We start from the raw sequence: 16,535 nt of genomic DNA on the forward strand, positions 1-16,535 counted from the left end.
TACGCGTACCGCGTGTGCACGGGTACGGGTACGCGTACGCCTCGGGTCACCCGCCGTCCGCCCGAACTCGCGCCGTCACAGCGTCCGTTCGAGCCGGTCCGCGACCAGCGTCACGAAGCGGGCCGGGTCGGACGGCTCGCCGCCCTCGGCCAACAGGGCCAGGTCGTGCAGGAGTTCGGCGGTCTCGGCGAGGGCCGCGTCGTCCGGGCGCTCGGCGTGGCCGCGCCGCAGACCCGCCACCAGCGGGTGGCCCGGGTTGAGTTCGAGGATCCGCTTGGTGTGCGGGATCTCCTGGCCCATTGCGCGGTAGAGGTTCTCCAGGGCCGGCGTGACGTCGTCGGTGTCGGAGACGACGCAGGCGGGCGAGACGGTCAGCCGCGAGGACAGCCGTACGTCCTTGACGTGCTCGCCGAGGCGTTCGGTCATCCAGGTCAGCAGGTCCGCGTACTCCTCCTGCTTCTTCTCGCGCTCGGCGCGCGCCTCCTCCCGCTCCTCCGCCGTACCGAGATCGACCTCGCCCTTGGCGACCGAGCGGAACTGCTTGCCCGCGAATTCCGGCGCCGTGTCGACCCACACCTCGTCGACGGGGTCGGTGAGCAGCAGCACTTCGATGCCGCGGGCCCGGAACGCCTCCATGTGCGGGGAGTTCTCGATCGCCTGCCGGGACTCGCCGGTGAGGTAGAAGATGTGCTCCTGGCCGTCCTTCATCCGCTCCACGTACTGCGCGAGCGTGGTGAGTTGCTCCTTGCCGTCCTCCGCTTCGTGGGTCGTGGCGAACGACGAGACACCGAGGATCGTCTCCCGGTTCTCCATGTCGCTCAGCAGCCCCTCCTTCACGACGCGGCCGAACTCCCGCCAGAAGGTGGCGTATCGGGTGCCGTCCTCCGCCGCCTGCAGGTCCTTGACCGTCGCCAGCACCTTCTTCGCCAGCCGCCGGTGCATGAGCTGGATCTGCCGGTCCTGCTGGAGGATCTCGCGGGAGACGTTGAGCGAGAGGTCCTGGGCGTCCACCACGCCCTTGACGAAGCGCAGATACGGCGGCATCAGCTCCTCGCAGTCGTCCATGATGAAGACGCGCTTCACATAGAGCTGGATGCCGCGCTTGTAGTCGCGCATGAACAGGTCCTGCGGGGCGCGGGCCGGGATGAAGAGCAGCGCCTGGTACTCGAAGGTGCCTTCCGCCTGGAGGCGGATGGTCTCCAGCGGGTCGGTCCAGTCGTGGCTGATGTGCTTGTACAGCTCGTGGTACTCGTCGTCGCTCACCTCGTCGCGCGAGCGGGCCCACAGGGCCTTCATCGAGTTGAGGGTCTCCGGTTCGGGGGCGGCCTCGGGAGCGGCCGACTCTTCGCCGTCCTCAGCGCCGTCCTCCGCGTCCTTCGACGGCGGCACCATCCTGATCGGCCAGGTGATGAAGTCCGAGTAGCGCTTGACGATTTCGCGGAGCTTCCACGGCGAGGTGTAGTCGTGCAGCTGGTCCTCGGCGTCCTCCGGCTTGAGCCGCAGCACGATCGAGGTGCCCTGCGGGGCGTCCGGGACGGTCTCCACGGTGTACGTGCCCTCGCCGCTCGACGTCCAGCGGGTGCCTTCGGTCTCGCCCGCGCGCCGGGTCAGCAGCGTCACCTCGTCGGCGACCATGAAGCTGGAGTAGAAGCCGACGCCGAACTGCCCGATCAGGCCATCGGCACCGGTGCCATTGGCGTCGCCCTTGTCCGTGTCCTTCAGCTGCTTCAGGAAGTCCGCGGTGCCCGAGTTGGCGATCGTGCCGATCAGCGCGACCACCTCGTCGCGCGACATGCCGATCCCGTTGTCCCGGACGGTCAACGTCCTGGCCTCCGGGTCGGTTTCGAGGCCGATGTGCAGATCGGACACGTCCGCGCCGAGGGTGTCGTCGCGGAGCGCCTCCAGGCGCAGCTTGTCGAGCGCGTCGGAGGCGTTGGAGACGAGTTCACGCAGGAACACGTCCTTGTTGGAGTAGATCGAGTGGATCATCATCTGCAGAAGCCGGCGCGCTTCCACCTGGAACTCGAACGTCTCGGTCGGCATGGTCTGTTGGTCCTTCTGGTCCTTGTCGGTCCTTGTCGGTCCTTGCCCGGTCACCGGAGTGACAGGGGGACGACGGGCAGTGACCGCAGCACTCTAAGTCAGCGGCGGCGGGCCGTGGTCGGGCACCCCGTACCGGACGCCCGGGTTTCCCCAACGCACCCCGTACTCGGCACCCGGCGCACCCCGTACCCGGCGCCCCGGGAAACCCCTCGCCCCGGCCCGGAGCGTTCGGCCACTGTGGGGGTCATGGAATTCCTCTGCTACCACCGCGACCGGCCCGGCTCCTTCCGCCTGCGGGCGGAGATGATCGAGGAACACTGGTCCTACATGGACCGCTTCGCCGCGGAGCTGATCGCCCGCGGTCCGACGCTCGCCGATGACCTGGACACCCCCACCGGCAGCATCCACATCGCCGACCTGCCGGGGCCCGCCGCGGCACGCGCCTTCGCCTTCGACGAGCCCACCTACCAGGCGGGCGTCTACCGCGACGTCCTCGTGCGCCGCTGGCGCAACGTCCTCGGCCGCACCATGTGGCAGTTCCCGGGCGACCCCGAGGCCGGCCGGCGCTTCCTCGTCCTCGGCCTCGCCGAGGCGGGCGACCCCGCCGGTGCCGCCGACCCCGAACCGTCCGCCCCGGACGCCGACATGATCGCGTACGGCCCGCTGCTCTCGGACGACGGCACGGCCTGGCTCGGCACCGCCGCGATCCTCGCCGCCGAGGACGCGCGGGCGGCGCGCGCCGTGCTGACCGCGGACCGGTACGCCGACGTCGAGGTCCACAACTGGGACTTCGGGGGCCGCCCGGAGTAGCGGCGGCGGCCGTTGTCGGACCCCTGTGGTGGAGTGGACGGCACGGGGGGAGAACGTACGGGGAGGGGCGCCGCGTTCGACGCGGCCGTCCGCGCCGTCGTCGAACCGCTCGCCGCCCACCCGGCGTTCCTGGCCCCCGACCGGCATCCTGACCACGCGGGCCACCTCGTCGTCGTCCGCCACAGCGGCAACCGGCCGGCTCCGGCGGCCGATGCGCTCTCCGACCCCCGCCAGGTCCGCGCGCTCCGCGCTGCCCCGGCGCCTCATGCGCGAGGCGATACGGGCGACGGCCGCCGCGTAACGAACAGGCCCCGGGAGGTCAGGAATTCTCCGCCGGGATCGCGTTGCGCCAGATGTCGATGTCGAGCACGACATTGGTGCTGGGGTCGGAGGCGGCGGACGCCTTCTTGAAGGTGATCAGGGCGACAGAGCCGGACGAGGTGCGGGCGCAGATCTGCGAGCCCTGCGAGAGGCGGGCCTGCTCGATCTCGTGGGTGTAGCGGGTGTCGCCCAGGCAGGTGTCGAGCGAGCCCTTCTCACCGGTGTTGAGCAGCACCATGTTGGTCTCGTAGGAGCGGAAGACGCAGTTGCCGCCACCGCCGTCGCAGTAGTACCAGAGGTCGTCGTCCGCCCCCTCGCGCGGCTGGAGGGTCTGGTCGGAGTAGCTGATGTGGAAGGAGGCGGGCAGCTGCACGTTCGGGTGCGACTCGACCTTGGGCGGGGACGCCTTCCGGGTGGCGGTGGGCTTCTGCGAGGAGTCGTCGCCGGTGTCCTTGCCTGAGGTGCCGCTGCTCGAACTGCTGCCGCTGGAAGCGCTGTTGTCCTTGTCGGAGGAGCCGCCGACGGCCCGGATGACGGTGGACGCGATGCCGAGGACGACGAGGGCGCCGATCACGGCCAGCACGATCAGGCCCTTGTTCTTCTTCTTGGGCGGCAGCGGCAGCGGGCCGCGCGGCGCCATGGTGTGCGGGCCACCGGGGCCGCCGGGCCCCATCGGACCGGCCGGGCCGCCGTACGGGCGCGCGCCCGGCGGGACCTGCTGGTGCGGGTAGCCGTACTGCGGCTGCGGCCCGGTGGGCGCCGGGCCCTGGGCGAAGCCGTGCTGCGGCGGCGGGGTCTGGTGGTACGCGGCCTGCGTCGGCGGCTGCGGCGCGGCGGGCGGCTGCGCGGGCTGAGGCCGGGCGACGGGCGGCGGGGTCGGGGCGGCCTGGGTCGCCGCCGCGTGGGTCGGCGGCTGGGCGGGCGGCTGCCCGGTCGGCGGCGCCGTCGGCGCGGGCTGCGTCGGCGGGTGGGCCGGCGGCGGGGTCGCGCTGTGCGCGGTCGGCGTGTACGCGGGCGGCGCCCCGACCGGCGGGGTGTCCGGGGTGGTGGCCGCGCCCGGGGTGGGCGGGTTGTACGTCGGCGCCGCGTGCCGCTCGGGGATCGCCGCGGCGACCGCGACCGGCAGCCACTGCTCGGGCCGTACGAGCTGGGTCTGGTCGGCGGCCGCCTGGCACATCGACACGACCTCGGACAGCGAGGGCCGCAGCCCGGGGTCCTTGGCGAGGCAGCGCATGACGAGGGTGCGCAGTTCGGCCGGGAGCGCGGACAGGTCCGGCTCCTCGTGCACGATGCGGTAGAGCACGGCGTGCGAGGGCCCGTCGCCGTACGCGGGCCCGCCGGTCGCGGCATAGGCGGCGACCTGGCCGAGCGCGAAGACGTCGGTGGCCTCGGTGACGGTACGGCCCGCGGCCTGCTCCGGCGACATGAAGGCGGGCGTGCCGATGGTCAGGCCGCTGTCGGTGAGCGAGGTGGCGTCGGCGGCGCGCGCGATGCCGAAGTCGATGACGCGCGGGCCGTCGGCGGCCAGCAGGACGTTGGACGGCTTCAGGTCGCGGTGCACGATGCCGGCCGCGTGCACGGACTGCAGCGCCTCCGCGATGCCCGCGACGAGCAGCAGGACGGTCGGCACCGGCAGCGGCCCGTGCTCGGAGACGGCCGCCGCGACGGTCGGCCCGGGGACGAAGGCGGTGGCCAGCCACGGCCGCGCGCCGTCCGCGTCGCTGTCGATGACCGGCGCGGTGTGCAGGCCGTGCACGCGCGCCGCGGCCGTCACCTCCTGCCGGAACCGGCGCCGGAATTCCGCGTCCTCGGCGAATTCGGGCCTGATCACCTTGATCGCGACCGGGCGTCCGGCGGGCGTGTACGACAGGTACACCTTGCCCATGCCGCCGGAACCGAGCCGCGCCGCCAGCCGGTACGTGCCGACCGAGGCCGGGTCGTCCGCTTCGAGCGGCTGGAAAACCGATCCGGGATCTGCCGTGCTGCTCATCGCTGAATGTCCTCGTCCCCGTAGGTGCCCATGGCGGCAGTGAGACTACCGGGCACCGTGCGCCGGGCGCGCCGTACGGGGCAAGGCTGTTGCGAGTCCGTCACCGGACCCGTGCGGTCCGCGGACCTGCGCCGTACGTCTGTACGTCTGTACGTCTGTACGTCTGTACGACGAATCGCCGCGTTCACGCCCGCCGCGCCGTTACGGCAGCCGCGCGCCGCCCGCCTGCGCGAGCCGCAGGATCACGGCCTTCTGGTCCAGGGCCCCGGTGGAGCACAGCAACCGGCCGTCGCCGTCGCGCAGTTCGAGGCGCTCCACGCGCCGCTGCGAACCGCCCTGCCCGTAGGTCGCCGTGTGGGAGCGCTCGGTGAGGCGCAGGTCCCGCCACGCGTGGGCGGTGGCACCGGCCGCGCCGGTGAGGACGATGCCGCCGTCGTAAACGTGCAGTCGCGGGATACGGCCGTCGCGGTGCGCCTCGTAGCGCAGGGCCGCGACCGGGAGCAGAACGGCGAGCACCAGCAGGGCGATCGCGACCGACGTCGCGGCCGGACCGTACGGGCCGATGAGGATGCCGATGCCCGGGATCAGCAGCACGGCGCCCACGCCGAAGCCAACGCAACCGACGTCTCCCCCGCCCAGCGCCTGGTGGAAGTGGGCCTCGCCGAAGCCGCGTCGCTCCGCCAGCCCGGCCGCGCCCACTCCCGTACCGGTACCCGACTCCGTGTCCGTCATCGCCCCATCCCCCACCGCCCGTCCGCCGCTTCCGCCAACCGTTCCTTACCCACGAAACGGGGCGGCCGCCCCCTCGACGGCCGCCCCGCGGCAACTGCTCTCCCCAGGAGGGACATCGGTACGGACAGCCCCGGTTCCGACCGGCGTGAGACCCGGGCGCCGCCCGGACAACGAGCGCCGCGGGCAAGGCGTTTCAGGCGGTACGGGTCTGCGGGTCGCGCCACATGGGCCACATGTGGGGGCCGTCCGGGAGGTCGAGGGTGCGGCCGGTGAAGACGTAGCCGAGCCGCTCGTACAGGCCGCGGCTGCGCTCGCTGCTCGCCTCCAGATAGGCGGCCAGGCCCTCGCGGTCGCAGCGTTCGAGGACGGCGGAGATCAACTCGGTGCCGCGGCTCTGGCCCTGGACTTCGGCGTCCACGGCGATCAGCAGGAGGTAGGCGTGGGCGCGGTCGGTGGGGTGGTTCTCGCCCATGATGCGGGCGATCTGCTCGACGCGCTCGTTGGCCGGGTCGACCGCCTCGCGGAATGCGGCGGGGTCGTCGTCCCCGCCGTGCGCGTCGGCGGCGTCACCGGACGCGTCCCCGGCCGCGGGCATCGACAGCCACAGGGCGACCGACTTGCCGTCCTCGGTCATGTCGATCCAGCCCTCGGCGAACACTTGGTCGGCGAAGGCGCCCATCAGGTCGGGGTGCTTGCGCAGCCGGTGGTCCGGGTCGGGGAAGACCCAGCTGCTCACCGGGTCGTTCCTGAACACCCTGTCCAGCAGCCCGACCACGACCTCCCGGTCGTCCGCCCCGGCCCTCCGGATCGCCACACCCATCGCCCTGTCCGCCCTTCGTCTGCCACGTCGTATCAACTGATCAACCGTTTACGGCCGTTGCAGCCTAGAGGGTGCGGTCGCCCGCCGGTACGGGTCGCCGATACGGGTCGCCGGTACGGCATTGGGCACAGCATTGGGCACGGCTCTCAGGTGCGGGTCTGGACGACGGCGTACGTGCCGCTCGTCCGCCAACTCGTCCCCGTCGTGCGGCTGTCGGCGTCGAGCCCGGCGACCGTCGCCGCGTCCAGGCCGACCACCACGTCGGACTTGAGGGTGCGCAGGGCGGCGAGCGGGCCGGGGAAGTACGCGGTGGCCGCGGCGAATCCGGAGGTCGGCGGCCACCACCGGTCACCCACCAGGCGGCGGTAGTTGAGGTCCCCCTTGAGCAAGGTCACGGTGGCGCCGCCCAGTTCGGCCCGCAGATCGCCGGGCATGGCGGCGTACGGCAGCGGCGCGCAGAAGAACGGGTGCGTACGGATAGCCAGCCGGCCGTCGCCCAGCGCCTCCCGCAGCCGTACGCCCGTCTCCCCGGCCCGCCCCGGCGCCCGCCCGATCCGGCGCACGCACTCCAGGACGTCGGCGGTCGTCGCGTCGGAGACGAAGTACGGGTAGGGCTTGACGTGCAGCACGGCGGTCGCGGCGCGGCCGGTGTTCAGGAGGTGGTCGAGCAGGATCAGGTCGGGGATCAGCTCGCGACCGGCGTTGTCGGCGATCAGGTGGACGGCGGCGGTGCCGGGCGGGGCGGCGGCGAGGTGGCGCCAGAGGGCGGGGCTGTCGTCGGCGAGGACGGCTGAGGCTGCGCTGTCCGGGGTGGTGCCGGCGTCGGCGGTGAGGCGGAAGCCGAGGTCGGCGCGGTTGCCCCAGAGGGCGGCCCGCAGGAGTGCCTGGTCCCGCTCGCCGGGGGCGAGGGCGTCGAGCCCGTCCAGGGCGGCCAGTTCCGCGGCGACCTCGGCGCCGGCCAGTTCGGCGCGCTTGACCGGCGCGAAGGGGTCGACGCCCTGCCAGGGCCCGGGGCCGAACCAGCCGACCGCCGCGAGCAGCCTGCGGTAGAACCAGTTCTCCGCCCACAGGAAGGGCACGTCGTACCACGACTTGCGGCCCACATAGTGTGCGACGCCCCACCGTTCCCACAGCTCGCGGTCGGGGAAGGCGGCGCCGGTCGGGAGCGGGCCCATCGACGGGCCGTCCGTCGCGTCGGCCGCAGCGGGCGCCGCCGTCTCCTCGGCGAGCGCGTCGAGCGCCCGCCGTACGTCCGGCGGGTACGGGTGGCCGTCCGCGACCTGCCGCAGCAGCACCGGGTGGCGGTCGGTGAGCACACTGCGGGCGAAGGAGCCCGGCGTCCCGCTCATGACCACGGGCGGGGCGGCCTCCGGCGTACCGGCTTGCCCGGCACGCGGCCTCTGTCCTTCACCTGTTTCGAACACCGTTCAAGAATGGCAGGGGGTAGGGCTGCCCCCACCCCCGACCGGCCGGGCTGCCGGATGCCGCCGAGGGGGTGCCGGGCGGGATCGTGGAGTCATCAGGACGGAACGGTCCCCACCGCGATGATTCGAGGCCAGCCATGACCGCCAGCACCCTCCCGCAGGCCGGGCAGCGCACCACGGCACCCGGTCTGCTGCCCGGCGCCGCAGGACCCGGGCACCCGGCGTACGCCACCGCCGGCCGCGCTCCCGGCCGTACGCGCCCCCGTACGGACGACCGGCCGGGCTTCTGGCGCGCGCCCTTCTCCGGTGCGGCCTTCCGCGAGATCGGCTACACCCTGACGTCGCTGCCGGTCGCGATCGCCGGCTTCACCTTCGCCGTCACGATGTCCATGCTCGGCGCGGCCCTGGTGCTCACCGCGCTGGGTGTGCCGGTGCTGGCCGCGGCCCTGGCCGGCGCTCGCGGTCTCGGCAGCGCGGAACGGGGCCGCACCCGCGGCCTGCTCGGCCTCGACGTCGGCGCTCCGGGTCCCGTCCCCGCGCCCCGTACCCCCGGCCGCTGGGCCGCGCTGACCGCCCGCCTCGGCGACACCGCCGGCTGGAAGGCGCTGCTCTTCCACACCGTGATGTTCCCCTGGCGCGTCCTGAGCTTCGTGCTGTCGCTGACCTTCCTGGTCACCGGCTGGACGGTCGCCCTGCTGCCCGCCTACTCCTGGGTCTTCCCGCACTACGTCGGCTGGCCCGGCTACCGCCTGTACGACTACACCTCCGGCGGCGTGCACCACTCCTTCTACCTCTCCTCCCCCTTCCAGATCGCCGGCGCCTCCGCCCTCGGCCTGGTCATCGTCTTCCTCACCCCGGCGCTCGTCCGCGCGCTGACGAACGTCGACCGCGCGGCGGTGCGGGGCCTGCTCGGCAAGTAGGCGGCAAGTAGTCGGCAAGTAAGGGACCCGGAGCCGCACTTCCCCGTCCACCGGCCCGTCCCGGACCGACCTCGTCGGCCCGGGACGGGCCATACTGGTCAACCGGTCCCGCGGGGGCGGGGGGGTACCGGGTGTCCAGGGGAGCCGGAGTGGAACGGATCGGCAGCTACGCCGTCGTGCGCAAACTGGGGGAAGGCGGCATGGGCGTCGTCTACCTCGCCCGGTCCCGCGGCGGACGCCATGTCGCGGTGAAGGTCGCCCGCCCGGAACTGGCGTCGGACCCCAGCTTCCGGGACCGCTTCCGCGCCGAGGTCGCCGCCGCCCGCCTGGTGGGCGGTTTCCACACCGCCCCTGTGGTGGACGCCGATCCGGACGCCGAGTCGCCGTGGCTGGCCACCGCCTATGTGGAGGGTCCGACGCTCTCGCGGCTGCTGGCCACCGAGGGCCCGATGGACGAGAAGCGGCTGCGCGCGCTGGGCGCCGCCCTGGCCGAGGCGCTGGAGGCGGTCCACCGCTGCGGTCTGGTGCACCGCGATCTCAAACCCGGCAACATCATCATGGCCGCCGACGGGCCCCGGGTGCTGGACTTCGGTATCTCGCGGGCCGTCGAGAACACCCGCATCACCACCACGGGAACGGCTTTCGGCACCCCCGGTTTCCTCGCCCCCGAACAGGCCGAGGGCCGCGATGTGACCGGCGCCGCCGACGTCTTCGCGCTCGGCGCCGTCCTGGTGGCCGCCGCGGGCGGCAGCGCCTTCGGCGGCGGCACCCCGGTCGCCCTGATGTACCGCTCGGTGCACCACGACGCCGACGTCTCGGCCGTACCCGAGGCGATCCGCCCGATGGTCGCCGCGTGCCTCGCCAAGGAAGCGGAACGGCGCCCGAGCACCGATCAGCTCCTGGACTGGTTCGGCGACGCGGGTGAGGAGGAGGCGGAGGCGGCGCCGGCCGAGGAGGAGGCGCCAGCCGTACCACCGCCGCCCTCGTACGCGCCGGCCGTTCCGTGGCCGGTGGTCCCGCCGTCGCCCGCGCTGGCCTCGGCGTATCCGGCGTATCCGGCGTATCCGAACGCGCAGGGGCCGGCGGTGCCGGCGCCGCCGGACGAGGAGCAGGACTTCCTCGCGATGGACCGCAAGAACGCCGTGCTCGCCGACGACTACGGCATCTCGCTCGGCCTCAACGGCCGCACCACCGAATTCCCCTGGCCGCTGGTCGACATCGCAGAATGCGATGTCGCGCCCGGCGAATCCGTCTTCCGCGTCGCCGTCGTCCTCACCGACGGCACCGTCCACACCGGCCGCGTCAGCAGCCGCAATCCGGCCGAACTCACCTGGTGGGCGCACACGTTCAACGCCATCGTCCGCCGCCACCTGGTGACGTAGACACGGATCACGCCGTCAGAGCGCCTTCGTACCGTCCGCGCCGACGTCCAGCACAGTGACAGCGCCCGGATTGGCCCGTCATGCGGCGTTCGTCCTTCGCGCCTAGGGTGTGGGGACGGGCAGCCGGCGAGCCGAGGAAAGGGTGGCGGCCATGAGCGAGGCGGCACGGGACGCGGAGACGGGCACGGCCCCGGACGCGGACGCGGCGGACACGGCTACGGCTACGGATGCGGCGGGGTCCGGGCGGATCGTGGTCGGCGTGGACGGCTCCGACCCGTCTCTCCAGGCGCTGCGCTGGGCGGTGCGCCAGGCGGCCCTGACCGGCGCCGTGCTGGAAGCGGTGATCGCCTGGGAGATGCCGTCGGCCTACGGCTGGGGCGGGCTGCCCGCGCTGCCGGAGGACTTCGACCTGGAGGCCACCACGGCCCGGGTACTGGACGACGCGATCGAGAAGGCGCTCACGCCCGAGCAGGCCGCGACCGTCACCCGCCGCACCGTCCTCGGCAACGCCGCGCAGACCATCCTCGACCGCGGCGAGGGCGCCGACCTGATCGTGGTGGGCGTCCGCGGCCACGGCACCTTCCGCGCCACCCTGCTCGGCTCGGTCAGCCACACCGTGACCCTGCACGCCTCCTGCCCGGTCGTGGTCGTACGGGGCTCGGCGACGGTGTGACCGCCGACGCGGGAAGCGCGGGGAAGCGAGAGGAAGCGCGAGGAAGCGCGGGAAGTTATCCACAGGCTGTGAAGGGTGGGTGCCCGAATGTGCTCGGGGCAGAGCATCATGGGGGCATGAACGAGATCACCGGATCCCCGACGGGGTCCATGCCGGAGTGGGAGAAGCGCTTTCGCGCGCCGCGGGTGGGACTGCCGGAGTGGGCCGAGGACGCCCCGCACCGCAGCCTGTTCGTGTCCAACGTGACCGGGACGTACGAGCTGTACGCGTGGGACCGCACGACGGGCGGGCGACGGCAGGTCACCGACCGGCCGAACGGGACGACGGACGGCACGCTGAGCCGGGACGGCGCGTGGGTGTGGTGGTTCTCGGACACGGACGGGGACGAGTTCGGCATATGGATGCGCCAGCCCTTCGACGGCGGCGAGGACGTACCGGCCGCGCCCGGCCTGGAGGCGTCCTATCCGGCCGGTCTCGCGCTCGGCCCCGACGGTCTTGCCGTGGTCGGCCGCTCCACCGACGACGAGGGCACGTCGGTGTACGTGGTGCGGCCGGACGCCGAGCCGGTGGAGGTCTACCGGCACGAGGAGTCCGCGAGCGTCGGTGACCTCTCGGAGGACGGCACGCTCGTCGTGATCGAGCACACCGAGCACGGCGACGCGATGCACAGCGCGCTGCGGGTGCTGTCGGTCGCCGACGGCCGGGCGGTCGCCGAGCTGGACGACACCGACGGCGGCCGGGTCGAACTCGGCCTGGACTGCCTGGGCTTCGCGCCCGTCGTCGGCGACACCCGGCTGCTGGTCGGGCACCAGCGGTCCGGCCGCTGGCTGCCGATGATCTGGGACACCGCCACCGGCGAGGAGAGCGCGCTCGCCATAGACCTGCCCGGCGACGTGCACGCCGAGTGGTATCCGGACGGCTCCGCGCTGCTGGTCGTCCACGACTTCCGGGCCCGCAGCGAGATGTTCCGCTACGACCTGGCGGCCGGCACCCTGACCAGGCTCGACACCCCCGCGGGTTCGGTCAGCGGCGCCACCGCACGGCCGGACGGGACGGTGGAGTATCTGTGGTCGTCGGCGGAGCGCCCGCCCGCCGTACGGTCCACGACCGGCGCGGTCGTCCTGGAGGCGCCGGGGCTGCGGGCGCCGGAGTCCGTGCCGGTGACGGACGCGTGGGTGGACGGGCCCGGGGGCCGGATCCACGCGCTGGTGCAGAAACCGGCGGGCGAGGGGCCGTTCCCGACCGTGTTCGAGATCCACGGCGGCCCGACCTGGCACGACGCGGACGCCTTCGCGGCCGGCCCGGCCGCCTGGGTCGACCACGGCTTCGCGGTGGTCAGGGTCAATTACCGCGGCTCGACCGGCTACGGCCGGGAGTGGACGGACGCGCTCAAGCACCGCGTCGGCCTGATCGAGCTGGAGGACATCGCGGCGGTCCGCGCGTGGGCGGTCTCCTCGGGCCTGGCCGACCCGGAGCGGCTGGTGCTCACCGGCGGCTCCTGGGGCGGCTATCTGACCCTGCTGGGCCTGGGCACCCAGCCGGAGGCGTGGACGGTCGGCATCGCGGCGGTCCCGGTCGCCGACTACGTCGCCGCGTACGCCGACGAGATGGAGGCGCTCAAGTCGCTGGACCGCACCTTCTTCGGCGGCTCCCCCGAAGAGGTCCCGGCCCGCTACGAGGCGTCGTCCCCGCTCACCTATGTCGAACGGGTCGCCGCCCCGGTCTACATCAGCGCGGGCATGAACGACCCGCGCTGCCCGATACGCCAGATCGACAACTACGTCGAGCGGCTGCGGCAGCTGGACAAGCCGCACGAGGTGTACCGCTACGACGCGGGCCACGGCTCACTGGTCGTCGAGGAGCGGATCAAGCAGGTCCGCCTGGAGCTGGCCTTCGCGCTCAAGCACGTGGGCGGCTAGCTCTCCCCGGCCTCTTACCGGCGGTACGGGTACGGGGGGCTAGGCGTCGGCGGACGCGGTAACGGCCGCGTCCGCCCGGTCGGCGGCGCCGTCTCCCCCGTCGCCGTCCTCCCCGCCCGCGGGTGCCTCACCGTCGCCGGGCGCCTCGTCGTCACGGGCCTCCTCGTCGGGGACGAGGCCGAGGGCCGCGTCGGCGCGCATCTCGGCCTCGCGGCGGGCGAGCCGGAACCACATGAAGACGACGAAGGCGGCGAAGACGAACCACTCGCCGGTGTAGCCGAGGTTCTGGAACGCCTTGATGTCCAGGCCGCTGTTGGGCGCCGCGGCCGGCGGCACCGCCTTCAGCGGCGCGGCCGGGTCGGTCGCGGTGACCCAGCCGCTGTAGACGGGGTAGGGCAGCACATTGACCAGCGACGCGGCGCTGATCATGCCGAGCTGACCGGAGGGCAGCGCACCGGACTTCACACCGTCGGTGCCGGTGCTCTCCGGATACTGCAGGGCGCCGGTGACGGTGACCTGTCCGGTCGGCGCGGCCGGTACGGCGCCGCTGCGCGCCGCGTCGGAGGCGTCGCCCGGCAGCCAGCCGCGGACGACGGGCAGCGCGGTGCCGTCCGCACCGACCCGGAGGGGGGTCAGCACGTAGTAGCCGTCGTGACCGTCGAGCGTGCGGTCGGGCACCAGGAGTTGGTGGCCGGTGTCGTAACGGCCGGTCGCCGTGACCGACCGACCGGAGGCGCCGTCCGGCACCTGGGTGCGCGGCCCCGGCAGCAGCGTCGCCAGCGGCACGGCCGCCTCGGCCGCGGCCTTGCCCCGGTCGTGCTCGGCGGTCTTGTGCGAGTCGACCCGCACCTCGAACCGGCTCAGCTGCCAACTGCCCATGAACACGCAGAAGGGCACGGCCAGCAGCGACAGGACGCTGACCGCGAGCCAGCGCGGGGTGAGCAGGAACCGGTACACACCACCACGGTACGGGGGGCCGTCCGCGCCCCGACAACCGGGGACCCGCACCGGCCGGACCCGCACCGGCCGGTCGCGTCCTAGGGCGTGTCCGCAAAGTCGCGGCGTCCGCCCGCAGGGCGAGGCCGGCGGTGTCTGGTGCGTGCGATCGCAAGGCGGTGGGGGTACCCCCGGACGGAGTCTGGGGGAGGTCGTCCTCGTAGTGGGCCTACTCGGACGAGCCCGACAACGCAGCGAGCGTGCGTGCCAGGCGCCGCCGGCCAGGCGCGATATTGCGGACACGCCCTAGGAGCCGGAGCCCGCCGTCGTACCGGCGTCGGAGCCCGTACCGCCGTCGGAGCCGGAGCCGGAGGGGCTGTCCGGAATGGGGGCGGTGGTGTAGATGGTGCCCGCGCAGGCGTTCTGGATCACCGGGCCGTCCACGACGGGGGCGCCGGCGGCCGGGGTGTGGTTCAGCTCGACGCTGGCCGGCGGCGGGCTGGTGGGTGCGTCACCGGTGCCGAGCTGCGGCGAGGTCGCGTTGCCGGTGCCGCTCCCGCTGCCGGAGTCGGGGCCCGAGCCCGAGCCGCCGGTCGGGCCGCCGGTGGCCGGGGGCACCGTCGCGGTATCAGTCGGCGTCGGGGTGGTCGGGGGCGTGGTGGGGGTGACGGGACAGCCGCCGGGCCCGTCGCCCGCCGGGACCCAGGCGAACCGCACCTCGTAACTGTCGCCGGGAGCGAGCACGACCGGGCCGTCGCTCACGGCCGGCAGCCCGGCGGCCGGGTCGCCCGGGGTGTGGCCGACGACCTGGATGCGGGACGCGTCGGCCGCGCCTTCCGCGAGGACCTGCACCTGCCCGCCGCCGGGCACCGTACAGGGGATGCCGGAGACGTTGGCGACGCGAAACCAGCCGTAGACGCGGCCGGTGGCGTCCGGGGAGTCGGCGGAGCTGCTGCCCTGGCCGAGCTGGACGCTGGAGCAGTCGGGCGCGGTCGGCACGACCGTGCCCGACTGGGTGGCGGTCACGGGCGGCGGGGCGCCGACCGGGCTGGTCTCCTCGCCACCGGTGCCGCCCGTCGCGGTGGGCGCCTGACCGACGGTGGGCCCGCCGGCCCAGTAGCTGGAGTGGCCGTCCTCGCCCGGCGAAGGCGCGTGCGAGCTGGCGACATTGGCCGGGGCCGCGGTCGTACCGCCGGAGGCGTCCGCCGCGTGGATCAGCGCGGGCACCGCCATGCCGGCCAGCAGCACGGCCGCCGCCGCGCCCGCCAGCGCCTGCCGCCGGTGCTGCCGGCGCGCCGGGATCGCGCGCCGCAGGTGGTCGAGCGCATCGGGCGACGCCTCGATGTTCTGGACGGCGTCGCGCAGCAGCGCGCGCAGCGCCTCCTCCTCGGCGGTGCACTCGGCGCCGTCGGCGCTCTCGAGGTCACCGAGGCTGTCGGGATCGGGCTTCTTGGTCAGGTCTTCCATACCGTGCGCGTCGTCGGGGGTGGCGGGGGTGTTCATGCCGTGGCCTCCATCGCGACGCGCAGCGCCGCGATGCCTCGCGAACCGTACGCTTTCACCGAGCCCAGGGAAATCCCCAGCGTCTCGGCGACCTGCGCCTCCGTCATGTCGGCGAAGTATCGCAGCACGAGCACCTCGCGCTGACGGCGTTGCAGCGTACGCATCGCGGCCTTGAGCTGGTCGCGCTCCAGGATCTCGTACGCGCCCTCCTCCGCGCTGGCCATGTCGGGCATCGGCTTGGAGAGCAGCTTCAGCCCGAGGATGCGGCGGCGCAGGGCGGAACGGGAGAGGTTGACCACGGTCTGGCGCAGATAGGCCAGCGTCTTCTCCGGGTCGCGGACCCGGTTGCGGGCGGAGTGCACCCGGATGAACGCCTCCTGGACCACGTCCTCGCAGGAGGCCGTGTCGTCCAGCAGCAGCGCGGCGAGGCCGAGCAGTGAACGGTAGTGGGCGCGGTAGGTCTCGGTGAGGTGGTCGACCGTGGTGCCTACTGCCATCGCGGTGTCAGAGTCCTCGCCGTCCGCGGTCGTGGTCGTGACCCGCGTGACCGGCCAGGGCGCGATCACCGGAATGCCGCCAGAGAGCGCGCCAGGCGCATGCGGTCGCGGCAGCCGTGGGGGTGCGATCGCCCCGTGCCGCCCAAACGCCGTCTCGATACCCAGTGCCTCCGCCACGACTGTTGGACACGCATCCCCCCCTCAGGGTTGTACGCGCACGGCACGTCGCTCGACGGAGCGCCACATATCCGCATGCGTACCAGCTCTTCCTCAATGCCCCAAAGACGCGCCCTCGGGCCAGTCGGTTCCTGACGAGGGAAAGCAAAGTGTCCAACGGCGGGGCACAGGAGTTCAAGTGGTCCAGACCAGCAACTTTGTCACGTCGCGCGCCGGTCCGTGCGGGGGTCGGCCGCCTGTCGTCCGCCGCTCACCGTCCGGGACTTACCGTCCGGTGCCCCCGTACACGACGGCCTCGTCGCTGTCGCTGTCCAGGCCGAAGGCCGAATGCACGGCCTGCACCGCGGACTTGACGTCGTCGATCCGGGTGACCACCGAGATACGGATC

13 protein-coding genes are annotated in these 16,535 nt (G+C 73.4%); 5 read left to right on the top strand and 8 right to left on the bottom strand.

Going from position 1 to position 16,535, the window contains the following annotated elements:
* Window positions 1-75 precede the first annotated feature (75 nt).
* A complete protein-coding gene (htpG, locus tag BM076_RS25655) occupies window positions 76-2,043 on the bottom strand; it encodes a molecular chaperone HtpG (protein WP_093716051.1) in 1,968 nt (655 codons plus the stop codon).
* Between the two features lie 246 nt (window positions 2,044-2,289).
* On the opposite strand from htpG, the gene BM076_RS25660 reads away from it, so the two are divergent.
* Window positions 2,290-2,853, top strand: a complete 564-nt coding sequence (locus BM076_RS25660) for a YciI family protein (protein ID WP_093716052.1) — start codon at window positions 2,290-2,292, stop codon at window positions 2,851-2,853.
* Window positions 2,854-3,172: 319 nt separating this feature from the next.
* Here the strand turns inward: BM076_RS25660 and BM076_RS25665 are convergent, their stop codons facing one another.
* The 4 genes from BM076_RS25665 to BM076_RS25680 form a co-directional block, all read right to left on the bottom strand.
* The gene (locus tag BM076_RS25665) at window positions 3,173-5,164 is read right to left on the bottom strand and encodes a serine/threonine-protein kinase (protein WP_093716053.1); all 1,992 of its coding nucleotides are present in this window, start codon (window positions 5,162-5,164) and stop codon (window positions 3,173-3,175) included.
* A gap of 201 nt (window positions 5,165-5,365) precedes the next feature.
* Window positions 5,366-5,896, bottom strand: a complete 531-nt coding sequence (locus BM076_RS25670) for a hypothetical protein (RefSeq protein WP_093716054.1) — start codon at window positions 5,894-5,896, stop codon at window positions 5,366-5,368.
* 193 nt (window positions 5,897-6,089) lie between these two features.
* Window positions 6,090-6,716, bottom strand: a complete 627-nt coding sequence (locus BM076_RS25675; RefSeq protein WP_093716055.1) for a GNAT family N-acetyltransferase — start codon at window positions 6,714-6,716, stop codon at window positions 6,090-6,092.
* Between the two features lie 146 nt (window positions 6,717-6,862).
* Window positions 6,863-8,065, bottom strand: a complete 1,203-nt coding sequence (locus BM076_RS25680) for a damage-control phosphatase ARMT1 family protein (protein WP_093716077.1) — start codon at window positions 8,063-8,065, stop codon at window positions 6,863-6,865.
* Window positions 8,066-8,277: 212 nt separating this feature from the next.
* On the opposite strand from BM076_RS25680, the gene BM076_RS25685 reads away from it, so the two are divergent.
* The 4 genes from BM076_RS25685 (at window position 8,278) to BM076_RS25700 (ending at window position 13,034) form a co-directional block, all read left to right on the top strand.
* A complete protein-coding gene (locus BM076_RS25685) occupies window positions 8,278-9,060 on the top strand; it encodes a sensor domain-containing protein (RefSeq protein ID WP_093716056.1) in 783 nt (260 codons plus the stop codon).
* Between the two features lie 149 nt (window positions 9,061-9,209).
* Window positions 9,210-10,442 carry a serine/threonine-protein kinase gene (locus BM076_RS25690; RefSeq protein WP_093716057.1) on the top strand — a complete coding sequence of 411 codons (1,233 nt, stop codon included), beginning with the start codon at window positions 9,210-9,212 and terminating at the stop codon, window positions 10,440-10,442.
* A gap of 151 nt (window positions 10,443-10,593) precedes the next feature.
* Entirely contained in the window at window positions 10,594-11,115 is a 522-nt protein-coding gene (locus tag BM076_RS25695; protein WP_093716058.1) for a universal stress protein, read from the top strand.
* A 149-nt stretch (window positions 11,116-11,264) separates the two neighbouring features.
* On the top strand, window positions 11,265-13,034 hold the full coding sequence (locus BM076_RS25700) for a S9 family peptidase (protein WP_093716078.1): 1,770 nt from the start codon (window positions 11,265-11,267) through the stop codon (window positions 13,032-13,034).
* A 39-nt stretch (window positions 13,035-13,073) separates the two neighbouring features.
* Here the strand turns inward: BM076_RS25700 and BM076_RS25705 are convergent, their stop codons facing one another.
* The 3 genes from BM076_RS25705 to BM076_RS25715 form a co-directional block, all read right to left on the bottom strand.
* On the bottom strand, window positions 13,074-13,991 hold the full coding sequence (locus BM076_RS25705; RefSeq protein ID WP_093716059.1) for an SURF1 family protein: 918 nt from the start codon (window positions 13,989-13,991) through the stop codon (window positions 13,074-13,076).
* A 285-nt stretch (window positions 13,992-14,276) separates the two neighbouring features.
* Window positions 14,277-15,473, bottom strand: a complete 1,197-nt coding sequence (locus BM076_RS25710) for a DUF4232 domain-containing protein (protein WP_093716060.1) — start codon at window positions 15,471-15,473, stop codon at window positions 14,277-14,279.
* On the bottom strand, window positions 15,470-16,099 hold the full coding sequence (locus BM076_RS25715) for a SigE family RNA polymerase sigma factor (protein ID WP_407640708.1): 630 nt from the start codon (window positions 16,097-16,099) through the stop codon (window positions 15,470-15,472). The genes BM076_RS25710 and BM076_RS25715 overlap by 4 nt, the downstream gene beginning before the upstream one ends.
* Window positions 16,100-16,535: the final 436 nt, after the last annotated feature.

This window comes from Actinacidiphila alni (assembly GCF_900112845.1).
Classification (GTDB): domain Bacteria; phylum Actinomycetota; class Actinomycetes; order Streptomycetales; family Streptomycetaceae; genus Actinacidiphila; species Actinacidiphila alni.

Bases quoted from the DNA above. Each gene is read 5' to 3' on its own strand.
- htpG (WP_093716051.1), bottom strand. From the start codon at position 2,043: ATGCCGACCGAGACGTTCGAGTTCCAGGTGGAAGCGCGCCGGCTTCTG.
- BM076_RS25660 (WP_093716052.1), top strand. From the start codon at position 2,290: ATGGAATTCCTCTGCTACCACCGCGACCGGCCCGGCTCCTTCCGCCTG.
- BM076_RS25665 (WP_093716053.1), bottom strand. From the start codon at position 5,164: ATGAGCAGCACGGCAGATCCCGGATCGGTTTTCCAGCCGCTCGAAGCG.
- BM076_RS25670 (WP_093716054.1), bottom strand. From the start codon at position 5,896: ATGACGGACACGGAGTCGGGTACCGGTACGGGAGTGGGCGCGGCCGGG.
- BM076_RS25675 (WP_093716055.1), bottom strand. From the start codon at position 6,716: ATGGGTGTGGCGATCCGGAGGGCCGGGGCGGACGACCGGGAGGTCGTG.
- BM076_RS25680 (WP_093716077.1), bottom strand. From the start codon at position 8,065: ATGAGCGGGACGCCGGGCTCCTTCGCCCGCAGTGTGCTCACCGACCGC.
- BM076_RS25685 (WP_093716056.1), top strand. From the start codon at position 8,278: ATGACCGCCAGCACCCTCCCGCAGGCCGGGCAGCGCACCACGGCACCC.
- BM076_RS25695 (WP_093716058.1), top strand. From the start codon at position 10,594: ATGAGCGAGGCGGCACGGGACGCGGAGACGGGCACGGCCCCGGACGCG.
- BM076_RS25700 (WP_093716078.1), top strand. From the start codon at position 11,265: ATGCCGGAGTGGGAGAAGCGCTTTCGCGCGCCGCGGGTGGGACTGCCG.
- BM076_RS25710 (WP_093716060.1), bottom strand. From the start codon at position 15,473: ATGAACACCCCCGCCACCCCCGACGACGCGCACGGTATGGAAGACCTG.